Origin of the sequence: Microbacterium sp. NC79 (genome assembly GCF_019061125.1) — a bacterium.
Classification (GTDB): Bacteria; Actinomycetota; Actinomycetes; order Actinomycetales; family Microbacteriaceae; genus Microbacterium.
Genome location: NZ_JAHQYI010000001.1, coordinates 364179 through 378839 on the forward strand (window position 1 = coordinate 364179; position 14661 = coordinate 378839).

Genomic DNA, 14661 nt, shown 5'->3' on the forward strand with positions numbered 1-14661 from the left:
CCCTGCGCACGATTCCCCCGCGGGTTGATGCGCGCATCGCCGGGTGTTGTCGCGCGTCGGAAGCTGTGTGACTGGTGAGGCAAAGTCGCGGCGTGTCGCGTTTTAACCGACAACATCTCCGACGCGAGACAACGTGCGAACGAGGGATGGCAAGTTAGCCGGCGAGTGGAGCCAGCTGAGCTGGATGCCTGGTTGGCCTGACGTTGAGGGGCGTCGTCCCGCGGAACCACGGACTACGGAACCAGGGGGCTACGGAACCACGTGGGCTGGGGGTTCATGGGCTGAGGAACCATGGGCTACGGAACCATGGGCTGAGGCGCGGGCGATAGAACCATGGCTGAGGAATCATGAGCTGAGAATCAGGAATCATGGGCCAAAGAACCAGGGGCTGAGGTGCGGGCGAGATTGATCTGACAGTTGTGGATAAAGTGCGCGGTGGGGGCGGAATTCCAGTACTTTCGCTCCATGCGAATTTCTCGGATGGTTGCGGTAGGCGGCATCGCGTCCATGCTCGCGCTCGCGGGATGCACAAGCACACCCGACGAGCCGCTGCCGGTACCGACGTCCGCGCCGAGCACGACACCGCCCGAGTACACGCCCGGCCTTGACGCCGAAGCCGACGTCGAAGCCGCGATCAAGACCTACGAGGCCTACGTCGAAGCCAGCAACAACCTCGTCATCGCAGACAGGGAAACCTGGGACCCGGTCCTCGAGCTTCTCCTCGAGGATTACAAAGCCTCATCGATCACGACATATGAAGGCATGGCGGAACGAGGTGAGGTACTTGAGGGCGAGGCAACGATCGTGTCAGCGGAACTTGATGAGGCTCTCGGTACGGTACTTCGCATTCACGTATGCACCGACTTCTCTGAAGCCTTGATACGGAATGCGGACGGCACACTCATCGGCTCAGTCGAGGACTATGGAGTGCAGTCAATGAACGTCGTACTGCAAGCAGATGGAACGGCACAATATTCCTGGCGGATTGGCTTCTTCGGAGAGTCTGATCGGCCATGTTCTTAGTACTTGTAGGGTTGGCGCTATTCACGCCCGCACTTGCAGCCCCCACGCCGCAAGATTGTGCCCCGGGCGATTTCTGGTGCGCTGTGGAGGAAAGCGGTACAGCGCTTGACGTAGGACGGATTAAACCAGGCGACCCCGGATACGGTCTGGACCCCGTTCTCGGGGATGACGGCGCACCCATCGGCGTTGGCAACCCGGGAGCGCCGGTGAATCCACCTGTCACGCTCTGCAATACCGAAGACGACACCTTTCCGATCGATGATCCGTTGCAGGGCGGATGCGAGTCGGACGACACCGTCACCATCCCGTACCCGACGCTCTCTGACCTGGCCCGCTTCATGCCCGAGCCACCGACGTTGAGTGGAGAGCCGCTCAACGCTGGCGTGCTCGGCAAGCCCACGAACTTCCTCAGCACGGCGAACGAACACACGCTCGACGGTGAGCTCTTCGGCTACCCCGTGAGCGTACGTTTCACGCCTGTTGAATACACTTTTGACTACGGTGACGGAACCACGGCGACCGTCACGGACGCCTACGATTCGTGGGCGGAAATGGGGCTGGCACAGTTCACGCCCACCGCCGCGTCACACACCTATTCGGCCAAGGGGGAGCACGACGTGAACGTCACGGTGTCGTACTCGGCCGCGGTGAACTTTTGGGGTTCCGATGCCTGGCTGCCCGTCGAGGGGTACGTCCGTGCCTCGGCATCCGGATACGGCGTCACCATCTACGAGGTCGTGACAGCGCTCGTTGATAAAGACTGCACGGAAGACCCCGCAGGTATCGGCTGTCCCTAGCCTGCTTCGACGACCCGCAGCGTGGTTCCGCCCAGTGGTTCCGCCCCGCAGGGCGCCGGAACTGGGGTGCCGTCCAGCGGTCCCCCCGCACACGTGCACAGCAGACGCCGGAACCGCGGTACAGCAGACCCCGGAACCCCGGAACCGGAGGTCCGTCGCGGCAAAGCGTCGGCTAGCGGTCGAGGGCGGCGAAGCGTTCGATGTCGGAGTTGGTGCCAGAGACGATGATGAGGTCGTGGTTGGTGACGACGGTGTCGGCCTCGGCATAGCGGAACGGCTTACCAGGACTCTTCACACCGACGACGGTGACTTTGTATTTCGAACGCACACCCGATTCGTTCAGGCCAACGCCGCGGATGAAGCGCGGCGGGTACATTTTGGCGAGCACGAAGTCGTCGTCGAAGCGGATGAAGTCGAGCATGCGACCTGACACCAGGTGGGCGACGCGCTCACCCGCTTCGCGCTCGGGGTAGATGACGTGGTTGGCGCCAACACGAGCGAGAATCTTGCCGTGTGATTGTGACACAGCCTTCGCCCAAATCTGCGGAATCTTGAGGTCAACGAGGTTCGCGGTGATCAGCACCGACGCCTCGATTGACGAGCCGACGGCCACCACAGCGACCTGAAAGTCTTGGGCGCCGACCTGGCGAAGCGACTCCAGGTTTTTGGCGTCGGTCTGCACGGTGTGGGTGACGCGCTCTGACCACTTCTGCACGAGCTCGAGGTTCTCGTCGATCGCCAAGACCTCGCGGTCCAGTCGGTCTAGCTCGCCCGCACACGCGGCGCCGAAACGCCCCAGTCCGATGACGAGCACGGGGGCATCGCTGCGGATCTTCTCAACCAACGATCGGCCTTTCAACGGGCAGCGAATAGAGCTGCGAACGGGCGGTTGCGGCCACGGCTGCGGCGAGTGTCACTGTACCAACGCGGCCCATAAACATGGTGATCGCCAGCACGTAGACGCCGGAGTCTGGCAAGTCTTGCGTGAGTCCTGTTGACAGGCCAACCGTGGCGAAGCCGGAGATCACGTCAAACAGCACGTGCTCGAGCGGGGCTTTTGTAATCTGCAAAAGGATGATGGTCGACAGCGCCACAATCGTCGCTCCCCACGCCACCACCGAGATGGCGACGCGTTGCACGTCAGATGGGATGCGGCGGCCAAACGCCTCAACGGTCTGGCGCCCGCGCGCTTCCGACCACACGGCCAGCGCCAGCACCGCAAGGGTGGTCACCTTGATACCGCCGGCGGTCGACGCGGAACCACCACCCACGAACATGAGCATGGAACCAACAACCATGCTGGAGCCGTTGAGCTCGGCAATATCGATCACGGCGAATCCGCCTGAGCGCGTCATTGCCGACAGGAAGAACGCTTGGAAGGTGGTGTCCCACGCATCCATCGATCCAAACGTCTTCGGGTTGTTGTACTCCAGCACGAGGAAAGCCGCGGCTCCCGCGAGGAACAGAATCACCGTCGTGATGACGGTTAGCTTTGCGTGGAGCGACCAGCGGCGCACATGCCACACGTGCTTCGCCAGAGCGAAGATCACGGGGAAGCCGATGGAACCGAGAAAGACGCCGACCATCAAAACGCTGAGGAAGAGGTAGTCGTCAGCGAACGGGGTGAGGCCGCCGGCGTTCGGCGTGAACCCGGTGTTCGTGAACGACATCGCCGCGTAATACGGCGCTTCCCATAGCGCGGTCAGCGGGTCGACCCCGGCGATGACCATCAGTGGGTACAGCAGAACCGCGAGCGTCGCTTCAATGATGAGGGTGGACAGCGCGACTGTGACGAGTAGTTGACCGACCTCGCCGAGGCGAACCGTCTGGCCCTCGTTGACGGGGCCACCGTGCACGCGCAACGGGTTGGAATCACCGGCTGCGAGCAGTTTTGCGCGAAGGCCGAGACGCTTCGAGATGACCAGACCGAGGATCGATGCCAGGGTCAACACGCCCAACGCGCCGATCTGTACGCCCAAAAACACCAGGGTGTGTCCGAGTGGAGTCCACTGAGTGTCCATGTTGACTGTCGTCAGCCCCGTCACGCAGATCGTCGACGTCGCGGTGAAGAAGGCGTCGGCGAGCGAAAGGGACTGGCCATTGGCAGACGCAGCCGGGAGCGAAAACAGCCCGGTGAACAGCAGAATCAACGAGCTGAAGATGATGACGGCAAAGCGAGCAGGCGACTTTGTCGTCTGCTCGCGGAGGTCGTGGAACCAGGTGTGAAAGCGTTCGCTAAAGGGACGCTGGGTGGATGGTCGCGTAGGTCGAGCCATGACCGCAGCCTCCCCTCAAATCGTGAATTCCGGTCGCCCGTCATGGTACTCCCCGCGCGCACTGACTAACCTAAACACATGGCTGACATCTTCGACGTGATCGCCGACGGTACCAGGCGAGAAATCTTGCGTCTGCTTCTGGACCGGTCCGACACGCCCTCCTACGACGGCACGAGTGTGTCTCACATCGTCGCCGAGCTCGGCGTCAGCCAGCCGACCGTGTCCAAGCACCTCAAGGTTTTGCGCGAAGCCGGACTCGTCGTTGTCCGTGAAGAAGGACAACACCGCTACTACAGCCTCGACCCCACGCCGCTCGGCGATATCGATGACTGGATTCTGCCCTTCCTTGACGCCGAGGCTCCGGAACTCGCGTCCGCTCTTCCGGAGCCCGCCGCGAACGCCGCTGAGTTCGTCGGTCGTGCGGCAGCGTCTGCCAAGCACGCCGTCGAAAGCGTGTGGCGTCGATTCCCCGGCGTGAACTGAGAGAAGCGAGATTCCCCGGCGTGAACTGAGAGAAGCGAGCGGGAAGGGTGCTCCAGATCTGCACCCCACCCACTCGCGCAAGGGAACCATTAGGGGGACTGGTTCCGCATCTTCGGGAATCTCAGACCGAAGTGCTTGCACAATATTTGAACGCACCACCCTGGAACGCGGATGGGTGCACCTTATGGGGTTTCTGAGAACGTGTTGGTGACTCATTCCCTGGACCCTGCAGGCTCGCTGTTTCGTTAGTCACAGAAACCACAGGTGTTTACACACGCCACATGAGTCCCATAGAGTGACAGAAACAGGGGGAGCCGGAAATGGCGGAAATTCCAGACGTGACCTTTCTCACGGTCGCCGAAGTAGCAAAGCTAATGCGCGTTTCGAATATGACGGTGTACCGCATGGTACATTCGGGCGAATTGCCCGCCGTCCGCTTCGGGCGTTCCTACCGTGTTCCCGAATCTGACGTGGTTGCTGCGATGAATCGACCGATCGCAAATGCTGGCTGATTACGACACCCTCTGACAGCGTGTAAACTGTCGGAGGCATTAATTTGCCCGTTCCCGGACGCCCGGGTCACGTCCCGTCCGTCCAGCCCCGATCTAGTGAGGTTTCCGTGGGTTCAGTCATTAAGAAGCGCCGCAAGCGTATGGCGAAGAAGAAGCACCGCAAGTTGCTTCGTAAGACGCGTCACCAGCGTCGCAACAAGAAGTAAGCGGCTGGTCTTCCAGACCGTAGACACTCAGCGCCTGTCATCTCGACGGGCGCTTTGTGTTTTCTCGGAGCGGAACCATTAGGTCGTTTTCTCAGGTTCCGGATACCCCCGGGGGTATATAGTGGGGGCATGGTTGAAGAGAAGCGCGACGAGTTGCACGTCGATATGGACCACGCAATGCCGCGCCTGAAGCGGGCGTACGGGCAATTGGCAGGGATCATGAACATGATCGAATCTGACCGGGAATGCTCCGATGTGCTGACGCAGCTGGCTGCCGTGTCTAAGGCCATCGACCGCGCCGCCTTCTCCATCATTTCCTCCGGTCTTGAGCAGTGTTTTGCCAGCCCGGAATCGACCGAACAAGACCGTGCCCGATTGGAGAAGCTGTTCCATGCCTTCGCGTAAACGCATCCTCGTCGTCGGTGGCGTCGCAGGAGGCATGAGCTTCGCTGCGCGCGCCCGCCGCCTCGACAACAACGCCGAGATCATCGTGTTCGAAAAGAGCGACTACGTCTCTTACGCGAACTGTGGCCTGCCCTATTTTGTGTCAGGTGAGATTGAGAACCAGTCTGCGCTTCTCGTGCAGACGCCCGCGTCTCTCAAAGCGGCGCTCGACCTCGATGTGCGCACCGGCCACTTTGTCAGCGGCATCGACACCGACCGCCGTGTCATCCGCGTGTTCGAGAACCCGGATGCCGCCGAACCCACCGAGTTTGCCTATGACGAGCTCGTGCTCTCGCCCGGCATGTTCTCGGGAATTGCAGACTACCCGGGCGTTGTCGAGGTTGGTTCGCGTCTGACGACCCTGCGCACTGTTCCGGACGCCGTTGCGCTCGAAGCGATTGCATCAAGCGGAACCTCGGCCGTTGTTCTCGGCGGCGGTTACATTGGCGTCGAAGCAGCAGAAGCGCTGCGCTCGCGTGGCCTCGAAGTACACATTGTGCAGCGCTCGACTCACGTGTTGTCACACCTGGAGACCGAGCTCGCGTCGTACATCACTGCCGAGCTGGAGCAGCACGGCATCATTGTGCACGCGAACACAGAGCCGATCGCCTTCGCGGAGCGCGACGGCAAACTTGTCGTGTCGCTGAGCGATGACACCGAGATCGTCACCGACCACGCCGTGATTGCGATGGGCGGCGTACCCGCCACCCAGATCGTGCCTGACTCGATCCCGAAGACCGACGGCGGACTGATCATCGTCGACGAAAACGGTCGCACGTCGGCTGCGAACGTGTGGGCAGTCGGCGACGCCGTCACGCACGCCGACCCGATCACCGGCGCACTGCGTTCCGTTGCTCTGGCAGGCCCCGCGAACCGCGATGGTCGCTACATCGCTGATGCCATGCTGTCGACGTCATTCCGCCCGCGCCCCGCGGCGCTCGGCACCTCGATTGTGCGCGTGTTTGGTCTTGCTGCTGGCGCTACCGGAGCGAACTCGCGCGAGCTCACCGCGGCCGGTGTCGCTTTCGAGACTCTGCACCTGCACGCCAATTCGCACGCCGGCTACTTCCCTGGTTCCGAAGCCATCCACCTCGTGGCGTACTTCGCGACCGAGGGGGAGGAGAAGGGCCGCATTTACGGTGCGCAGGCGGTTGGCCGTGACGGCATTGACAAGCGCATCGACGTTATCGCCACCGCGATCCGCGCTGGCATGACGATTGACCAACTCGCTGACCTTGACCTGTCGTACGCGCCGCCGTTTGGCAGTGCGAAGGACGCCGTGCAGATGGTGGGCTTTGTCGCGCAGAACGTGCTCGACGGAACCACGACGCTGTGGCAAGCGCGTGACCTGAAGCAGGTGATGGCTGACAGCCTTATCCTCGATGTTCGCCGCGCCGATGAGTTCGCCACCGGGCACCTGCCCGGTGCGCTCAACGTGCCGCACACCGAACTGCGCGAGCGTCTCGATGAGGTCATCGCGGCAGCCGACGGCCGGCCGGTGCGCGCGCACTGCGCCGCCGGCATTCGTTCGTACCTCGCCCACCGCATCCTGGTTGCGGCTGGGCTCGATTCTGCAACACTTTCAGGAGGGATGCAGACCCTCATCGCCTACCACGGGAAGGACATCCTGACTCATGAAGACAATTGACGTATCGGAGCTTGAAGGCCGCGGCCTGCCGCTTGTCGACGTTCGCGAGGTTGACGAATACGCCGCCGGCCACGTGCCTGGTGCCATCAACATTCCGATGTCACAGATCACCGAGCGCCTGGGCGAACTGCCCGAGGGTGCCTTCGACGTGATCTGCCAGTCGGGTGGCCGCTCGGCTCGCGTGAGCGAGTACCTCGAGGCTCAGGGTCACGATGTCACCAACATTGACGGTGGCACTGGCGGCTGGATCGCCCTCGGCAAGCCCGTCGAATAACCCCCCTGGGATCGTTCCGCCTCGGACGCTTCGCGCGCTCGCGGCGTATCGCCGGATTGCTTCCGGTCGCTCCGCGAGCGAAGCGAGAAGAACCGCCCAACAAATACCCCGACACGTACCGCACGTGTCGGGGTATTTCGCGTCGGCGAGCCCGTATGCCGTGGCGGGCATAGGATTGATGTGTGACCACTCTCACGCTGATTGGCAAAGACGGCTGCCACCTGTGTGACGTTGCCGAGGGCATCGTCGAGCAGGTCATAGCCGAGCTTCCGGATGCGGTGGCTGATGGCATCGAGATCGAGTCTGCCTCGATCCTCGAAGACAAGGCCCTGTACGACCAATGGTGGGAGAAGATCCCTGTGGTGCTGATCGATGGCGAACTACACGCCTACTGGCGAGTCGCCGCTGACCGTCTGCACGACGCCCTGATCACCGCGAGCAAGGGGAGTGAGCGATGACCATTCGCCATGTTGTCACCTGGCGCTTGGCCGCCGCTGACGAGGCCGACCGCGCAGCGCATGCAGATGAAATCGTGCGCCGTCTGACGAACCTTGTTGGCGTGGTTCCGTCGATCCTGTCGCTGACCGCCGGAGCCGAGTCGCTCTACGTCGGAACCAACTGGGACGTCGTGCTGATCGCTGACTTTGCTGACCAGGAAGGGCTCGAGGCCTACCAGGTGCATCCGGCCCACAAGGAGGCAGGAGCCTTCATTCGCAGCGTGGTCGCTGACCGGGTCGCTGTCGATTTTCACGTCGACTGACGAGAATTGACCTTGTCAATCTGACGCACGACACGCGATATTTGATCTTGCCTAGTGTTGTATCACCGGTAATTATTTCCTGATCAGCAGGAAATTTTCTAATCATCCGATGTGTTGACACGGTGCATAGGCCCGTAGGTAGTATCCCCACAAGTGCGCGCGGCTTCGGCCTGTACTCCAGATGTGCTTCGCGTGCATGATGCGCTCTCTGCGCGCACGAATCTCGAAGAATCATGGGGAGAACATGAAGGTATCGAAACGCGAACGGACGCGTCCGCTCGCTTCTCGCCTCTCGCGGATTGCCGCGCTGAGCGTCCTGATTATCTCTGCGCCATTTGTGGCGCAGAGCGCATGGGCAGCCACGATGACGGCAACCGGCCCGCTTACTGAAATCGAAACAACGCCAGACCTCAACTGTCGCGTCGAGCACATTTCCGACAGCGCCAGTGAGTTCTATGGCAGAACAGCGTGCGCGACATTGGTCACGATGGATGGGGTGCTCTACGGCCCCGCGCAAGTTCCCGCAGGTAGCGAGGTTCAAGACGTCGCGTGGGCACCGGTGTCGCAGGACTCGGGTGGTGGTGGAACCGTTGCTGACCCGTACTGGATTAACACGGTCGTGAGTGGCGGTTCGCTGACGGTGACGCAGCGAGACACCTACGTCAACGGTGAAAACTTCTACCGCACGTCAATTTCTGTGACGTCGACGGAGCCTGGCGACATCATCATCTATCACGGCGGCGACTGCTATTTGCAGAACAGCGATAACGGCTTCAGCGAGCAAGACCCCGTAACGGGAGCCACAACGTGTCGCGCCGTGAATGAGGCGGGCGATGCTCCCGGTGAGCGCATCGAGCAGTACGTGCCGTTGACCGGCGGAAACACGTTCATGGTCGGGTACTACGACAGCGTGTGGGCTGCGATTGCCACGATGCTTCCGCTTCCCAACACGGTCTACGAGGGCTTTACTGACAACGGCATGGCTCTCGCGTGGAGCTACACGCTCCCGGCCGGAGGCTCGGCCAGCGTGTCATTGCTGACGAACTTCTCGCCGATCGGCGTGCTGCCGTTGCCGACCACACTCACGCCAGCTGACGCCACGACGCCGGTGACCGATGCCAACACGATCACGGCGACAGTGCAGAACCCGAATGTGATGGACGTCACGCTCTCTGACCTCGTCGTCACCCTTGCGGACGGTCTGACGTACGTGCCTGGCACGACAACGGGAGCGGGCGAGCCGACGGTGTCGGGTCAGACGCTGACATTTGCAGGGCCGATCCCGGTGGCAGCCGGAACCACGGTGCCTGTCACGTTTGATGTCACGAGCGACACTGCTGGCAGCTATGGCATCAGCCTGATGGGTCACGAGACGGGCGGCGCTCCCGTTCTCGAATCGAACACGACCGTGGTCTTCGAAGGTGTGACACCAACGCCGACGCCGACGCCGACTCCTACGCCGACTCCGACGCCGACTCCGGAGCCCACGCCTACGCCAACGCCTGAGCCCACCGTGACGCCGACCCCCACCCCGGAGCCGACTCCGACGCCGACCACGACGACGGCGCCGACCCCGACGCCGTCTCCGACCCAATCGGCCGCGTTGGCGCAGACGGGTGTGGCCGAGTCGACGCCGTACCTGGGCTCCGCGCTGCTGCTCATGGTCGCTGGTGCGGTCCTGGTCATGGGTGCTCGCCGCGGACAGCGTAACGAGGTTTAGCGACAGCTAAAGTCCCAACACAGCAAGAGAGGCGGGATGGTTCCGATCGGAACCACTCCGCCTCTCGCCCGTTACGCGTACCTTTTCGGCGTGGACGACATCCGCTCTCTGCGAGCCGGCCCTGTGCCACGCGAACCGACCGTGTTGTGCACGACGCGAACACTCGTTAGGCGCGAAAACACGGCGTGCCGCGGCCCAGCCGCCATTTGATCGTGCAGAAATGAGAAAACTCATGCACAACTCGGCCGCTCGGTGGCGCGAACGTGCTATCGAGGAAGCTGCGCGGTCACGGCAGCACCGGTCAGCTCAAGCCCCACAACATCGCCGAACTGCGGCTTCACCGCGGCATCGTGTTGCACGGCGATGCGGTGGCCCGAGTCCGTCAGCACGACGGTGCGACGGAAGCTTCCGAGAAACGTGCTCTCCTGCACCGTGCCGCGTGTGACTGCCCCGGCCGGTTCGGCTAGGCGCACGTGCTCAGGACGAAGCGGAACCTCGACATCGCCGGAGAGGGGAGTGGTTAGCGGCAGGGTGGTGCCCCAAATCTCCACAGTGTTGCCGCTCGCGACGCCGGGGACGACCGATGACAGTCCGACAAACGCTGCCACAAAGGGGGAGATGGGTTGTCCGTACAGCTCTTCCGGGGTTCCGATCTGTTCAATGCGCCCGGCGTTCATCACCGCGATGCGGTCAGAAATCGCGAGTGCTTCCTCCTGGTCGTGTGTCACGAACACTGTCGTCATCCCCAGCCGAAGCTGCAGGCGTCGAATCTCGTCACGCAACTGCACTCGCACTTTTGCGTCCAGCGCAGACAACGGCTCATCCAGCAGCAGCACTCGTGGTTCCGTCACCAGCGCGCGCGCCAGCGCCACGCGCTGCTGCTGCCCGCCGGAGAGCTGGTGCGGGTACCGATCGGCAAAGCTCGCCAGGCCCACGAGATCGAGAGCATCATGCGCGCGTTTCGCCGCCGCAGACTTTCCCACTCCGCGCCTACGCAACCCGAACGCCGTGTTTTCCACGACCTTGAGGTGCGGAAACAGCGAGTACGACTGGAAGACCATGCCGATATCGCGTTTGTTGGTTGGCACGCCCGTGACGTCGCGGTCGCCAAGCAATACGCGTCCGCTCGTCGCGGTTTCCAATCCGGAGAGCACACGCAGCGCCGTTGTCTTTCCGCATCCGGAAGGCCCAAGAAGCGATACGAACTCGCCGGGGGCGATGTCGAGATCCAGGTCGTGCAGCACACGGTTGGTGCCGTAATCCTTCGTGATCTGATCGAACTCGACGCGCGTTGATGTGGTCGACGCCGACAGCAACGAGTTTGACGCGGTGGATGGCTGTGCAGACATCAGAGGGCCTTTCCGGTTCGGCGACGGGAGAGGAGGCCGATGGTGAGGAGCAGGAGGAAGCAGAATGCCAGGGCAAGGAGAGTGAAGATCGCGGGTGCGTACGCATCAGATTTCGAGACCACCACGAGAGCCGTCTGGAGCACCTGACGGTTTAGTAGCGACGCAATGGTGAATTCGCCAAGCACGACGGCAACCGAAATGAGCGAGGCAGACAACAAACCTGGCCGCAGGTTTGGTGCGAGCACGCGCCACACTACGGAAGGCCATGACGCCCCGAGCGTGCGCGCCGCTTCAGACAACGTCTTCATGTCGACCGCATCGATCGACGCCTGCAAGGCGCGGAAAGCAAAGGGCAACACGATAATTCCGTAGGCGAATGACAACGTCCACGCACCGGTGCCGAGGGCACGCGCGATCGGCAAATACATCGGGGCAAGGCCCACGACAAGCACGATCGCCGGAATAGAAATGGGCAGCAGCGCGACAAACTCGAAGAACGGCTTCAGCCGAACGAAGCGCAAGTTCACCAGGATCATCGTGGGCGCGACGACCAGCAGCACAATGGCGACGGTGAGCACGGCGAGCAGGAGCGAATTACCGAGCGCTGTCCACAGCGGCTTCATCATTGCGGCGTTCTCGGGTGAGAACACGGCAGCCCAGCGATCCCATGAGAAGGTGCCGGTGCGTGAATCACGCACGGTGTAGACGAAGGTGCTGACCAGCGGAACCAGGAAGAGGGCTCCGACGACGAGGCTGATGATCCACCTGGTTGCGGTGGAAGGCCCGAGCTGAGCTGGTGACGTACTCATCGTTGCCACCTCGCAGCCCGCCGCTGCACGAGCGAGTATGCCGTCATCACGAGCGCGACAATGACAATCATGCCGAGGGCGAGCGCCCCGGCGAGATTCTCACGGCCGAGCAGGGTCTCACTCGTCAACGCCGTACGAATCTGAAGCGTCACGATTTGCGAGCCCTGGCTGATGAGAGCGGCAGCGGTCGCGAATGACGAGAACGCGTTGGCGAAGAGCAACAGGGTGCTCGCCAAGAAGGAGGGCAGCAGCACGGGGATGCCGACCTTTGTCCAGAATGTCAGTCTCGTGCCGCCCAGCGTGAGGTTCGCCTCCGCCCACTGCGGCTTGAGCGCCGCCAGGGCAGGCATGAAGGTAATGATCATGAGCGGAACCTGGAAGTAAAGGTAGGGCAAAATTAGGCCGGGTACTTCATAGAGCCAGAGTCCGCCCTCGTAAATGTCGATGCCCCACACCTCGCGCAGCAACACCGTGACGACACCTTGCGCGCCCATCGTTGCGATAAAAGTGAACGCGAGCGTCACGCCGCCGAACTGCGCGAGAACACCGCTGGCGGCATCCACGAGCGTGCGGACGATGCCGGTATCGCGGAGCCCGAGCAACGCGTAGCAGACGAGCCCGCCAATGAGTGCGCCGCCGATGGCGGTGACAAGGGAGAGCCACACTGAGTTCCAGAATGTGGCCTGCACGACGGGATCAAACAGTGCCGCGAGGTTGTCTGTGGTGAAGGCGCCATCATCGGTAAACAGTGCAGAGCCGAGCGCCAGCGCGGTCGGCAACGCAAGAAACGCGAGCACATAGGCGGCGAACGGCACCAGGCCGAGCACTGCCCACATCGCCCGCGGTCGGGCCGAAGCTGTGCGCTTCGACCCGACCGCGACGTTGTCCTTCTGCGCAGGCGCGGAGAGGGAAGAGGGCGTCACTGGACGGCCGCTGCCCACTTCTCACCGAGCAACTTTCCGGCGGCGGAGCTCTGCGCTTCGGTCGGAACCACGGTGTCGGTGGGAGCCGCAGGCAAGGCGTCGGCGAGGGCCTTGTCAATGGTTCCGGCCTCGATCATTGCCTCCATGCGAACCGGGCGTGCGCCGCCAGCGAGCCACATGTTCTGAGCGTCGTCGCTGTAGAGGAACTCCTGCCACAGGCGAGCGGCAGCCGGGTGCGGTGCGTCAACGTTGATGGCCTGGTTGTAGTACGCGGCATAGCCCGTGCCATCGAAGACGACAACCTTCCAGTCGGGGTTGTCCTTCGTGTGTGCGGCGTTCAGGTAGTCCCAGTCGAAGACGACGGGGGTCTCACCGCTGGCAACCGTTGCCGGCGTTGCGTCTACCTTGATGAAGTTGCCTGCCTTGTTAACCTCAGCGAAGAAGTCGATGCCCGGCTGGTAGTTGTCGAGGTCGCCGCCGTTCAGAACCGTTGCGAGACCAATGGCACCGAATGCCGCGCCGGCCTGCGTCGGGTCGCCGTTGAGCGCAACAGATGCCTTGTAGTCAGACTTCAACAGGTCTTCGAGCTTCTTCGGCTCTGGCAGCTTCGACGAGTCGTAGCCGACCGACATGTATCCGCCGTAGTCGCCAACGAACAAGCCGCTTGGCTCCTTGAGGGCGTCCGGGATGTCGTCCCAGTTCGCGACCTTATACGGAGCAAATTGATCGGTGCTCTGCAGTGCAACTGTCAGACCCAGGTCGAACACGTCTGGTGCTGTGTCGAGGCCCTTGTTGTTCTCTGCTGCCTGGATCTCTTCGGCGCTGGAGACGTCAGGCGACTGCTCAACGATCTCGATGTCTGGGTACTTCGCCGCGAACGCGTCAAGAATCTCGCCGTAGTTTGCCCAGTCGCGCGGAAGCGCGATGACGTTGAGCTTGCCCTCTGCGATTGCCGCCTTCTCCAGGTCTTCGAGGGTGCCGAAGTCCGCAAGGCTCGTCGCGGTTGCGGCGTTTGAACCGTTACCGTCTCCCTCGCCCGCAGGGGCGTCGGACGTACCGCATGCGCTCAGGGTGAGTGCTGCCACTGCTGCCAGGGCGATGCCGGCGCTGAGGCGCCTGGGCTTGCGTAAAGTGCTCATGGGTCGGGTTCCTCTCGGGTGGTTCACATATCGAGCGCAAAACGAGCGCGCGTCAGACAGTAGGGCTCCAGGGTTGACCGCAAGCGATCAGTAGTTGAACAATTCGTTGCGCGAGACTCTACCCCCGCACCTGGGCAATTGTCACTGGTTCATCTTTTGCCGGTCGTTCTGCCCGAGTTTGGCCTCCGGCTCCCGTGCACGAAGTCCGCTTGGTGCCGATGCAATTCTCGGTACCCACCGCACGCGCGTAGACTGGAAGGATATGTGTGGCTACCCGCCGCACCCCATTACTTTGGAA

17 protein-coding genes are annotated in these 14661 nt (G+C 62.3%); 11 read left to right on the top strand and 6 right to left on the bottom strand.

Annotated features, from left to right (window positions below; all coding sequences use genetic code 11):
- Positions 1-465: 465 nt before the first annotated feature.
- Together KTJ77_RS01595 and KTJ77_RS01600 are read left to right on the top strand one after the other, a co-directional pair.
- Positions 466-1023: a hypothetical protein gene (locus tag KTJ77_RS01595; RefSeq protein WP_217336772.1), complete on the top strand. Its 558-nt coding sequence runs from the start codon at positions 466-468 to the stop codon at positions 1021-1023.
- A 206-nt stretch (positions 1024-1229) separates the two neighbouring features.
- Positions 1230-1820, top strand: a complete 591-nt coding sequence (locus tag KTJ77_RS01600; RefSeq protein WP_217336773.1) for a hypothetical protein — start codon at positions 1230-1232, stop codon at positions 1818-1820.
- Positions 1821-1992: 172 nt separating this feature from the next.
- Here the strand turns inward: KTJ77_RS01600 and KTJ77_RS01605 are convergent, their stop codons facing one another.
- Both KTJ77_RS01605 and KTJ77_RS01610 read right to left on the bottom strand, forming a co-directional pair.
- Complete coding sequence (locus KTJ77_RS01605) at positions 1993-2664, bottom strand: TrkA family potassium uptake protein (protein WP_217336774.1); 672 nt, start codon at positions 2662-2664, stop codon at positions 1993-1995.
- On the bottom strand, positions 2657-4096 hold the full coding sequence (locus tag KTJ77_RS01610) for a TrkH family potassium uptake protein (RefSeq protein WP_217336775.1): 1440 nt from the start codon (positions 4094-4096) through the stop codon (positions 2657-2659). Before KTJ77_RS01610 ends, KTJ77_RS01605 begins: the two co-directional genes overlap by 8 nt.
- Before the next feature lie 78 nt (positions 4097-4174).
- Between KTJ77_RS01610 and KTJ77_RS01615 the strand changes: the two genes are divergently transcribed.
- The 9 genes from KTJ77_RS01615 (at position 4175) to KTJ77_RS01655 (ending at position 10143) form a co-directional block, all read left to right on the top strand.
- Positions 4175-4579, top strand: a complete 405-nt coding sequence (locus tag KTJ77_RS01615; protein WP_217336776.1) for a helix-turn-helix transcriptional regulator — start codon at positions 4175-4177, stop codon at positions 4577-4579.
- A gap of 320 nt (positions 4580-4899) precedes the next feature.
- A complete protein-coding gene (locus KTJ77_RS01620; protein ID WP_217336777.1) occupies positions 4900-5091 on the top strand; it encodes a helix-turn-helix domain-containing protein in 192 nt (63 codons plus the stop codon).
- Between the two features lie 107 nt (positions 5092-5198).
- Entirely contained in the window at positions 5199-5297 is a 99-nt protein-coding gene (locus KTJ77_RS01625; RefSeq protein ID WP_003792170.1) for an AURKAIP1/COX24 domain-containing protein, read from the top strand.
- 129 nt (positions 5298-5426) lie between these two features.
- The gene (locus KTJ77_RS01630) at positions 5427-5702 is read left to right on the top strand and encodes a metal-sensitive transcriptional regulator (protein ID WP_254367334.1); all 276 of its coding nucleotides are present in this window, start codon (positions 5427-5429) and stop codon (positions 5700-5702) included.
- The gene (locus tag KTJ77_RS01635) at positions 5689-7389 is read left to right on the top strand and encodes an FAD-dependent oxidoreductase (RefSeq protein ID WP_217336778.1); all 1701 of its coding nucleotides are present in this window, start codon (positions 5689-5691) and stop codon (positions 7387-7389) included. Before KTJ77_RS01630 ends, KTJ77_RS01635 begins: the two co-directional genes overlap by 14 nt.
- Entirely contained in the window at positions 7376-7663 is a 288-nt protein-coding gene (locus KTJ77_RS01640; RefSeq protein ID WP_217336779.1) for a rhodanese-like domain-containing protein, read from the top strand. Before KTJ77_RS01635 ends, KTJ77_RS01640 begins: the two co-directional genes overlap by 14 nt.
- Before the next feature lie 182 nt (positions 7664-7845).
- Complete coding sequence (locus KTJ77_RS01645) at positions 7846-8121, top strand: glutaredoxin family protein (protein ID WP_217336780.1); 276 nt, start codon at positions 7846-7848, stop codon at positions 8119-8121.
- On the top strand, positions 8118-8423 hold the full coding sequence (locus KTJ77_RS01650) for a Dabb family protein (protein WP_217336781.1): 306 nt from the start codon (positions 8118-8120) through the stop codon (positions 8421-8423). Before KTJ77_RS01645 ends, KTJ77_RS01650 begins: the two co-directional genes overlap by 4 nt.
- Before the next feature lie 244 nt (positions 8424-8667).
- The gene (locus KTJ77_RS01655; RefSeq protein WP_217336782.1) at positions 8668-10143 is read left to right on the top strand and encodes a hypothetical protein; all 1476 of its coding nucleotides are present in this window, start codon (positions 8668-8670) and stop codon (positions 10141-10143) included.
- Between the two features lie 266 nt (positions 10144-10409).
- Here KTJ77_RS01655 and KTJ77_RS01660 read toward each other — a convergent pair whose 3' ends face one another.
- The 4 genes from KTJ77_RS01660 to KTJ77_RS01675 form a co-directional block, all read right to left on the bottom strand.
- Positions 10410-11492 (bottom strand): ABC transporter ATP-binding protein, encoded by a 1083-nt coding sequence (locus tag KTJ77_RS01660; RefSeq protein WP_217336783.1) that lies wholly within the window; start codon positions 11490-11492, stop codon positions 10410-10412.
- The gene (locus tag KTJ77_RS01665; protein WP_217336784.1) at positions 11492-12301 is read right to left on the bottom strand and encodes an ABC transporter permease; all 810 of its coding nucleotides are present in this window, start codon (positions 12299-12301) and stop codon (positions 11492-11494) included. The genes KTJ77_RS01660 and KTJ77_RS01665 overlap by 1 nt, the downstream gene beginning before the upstream one ends.
- Entirely contained in the window at positions 12298-13137 is an 840-nt protein-coding gene (locus KTJ77_RS01670; protein ID WP_217338284.1) for an ABC transporter permease subunit, read from the bottom strand. The genes KTJ77_RS01665 and KTJ77_RS01670 overlap by 4 nt, the downstream gene beginning before the upstream one ends.
- 83 nt (positions 13138-13220) lie before the next feature.
- Entirely contained in the window at positions 13221-14363 is a 1143-nt protein-coding gene (locus KTJ77_RS01675; protein WP_217336785.1) for an ABC transporter substrate-binding protein, read from the bottom strand.
- Positions 14364-14661 lie beyond the last annotated feature (298 nt).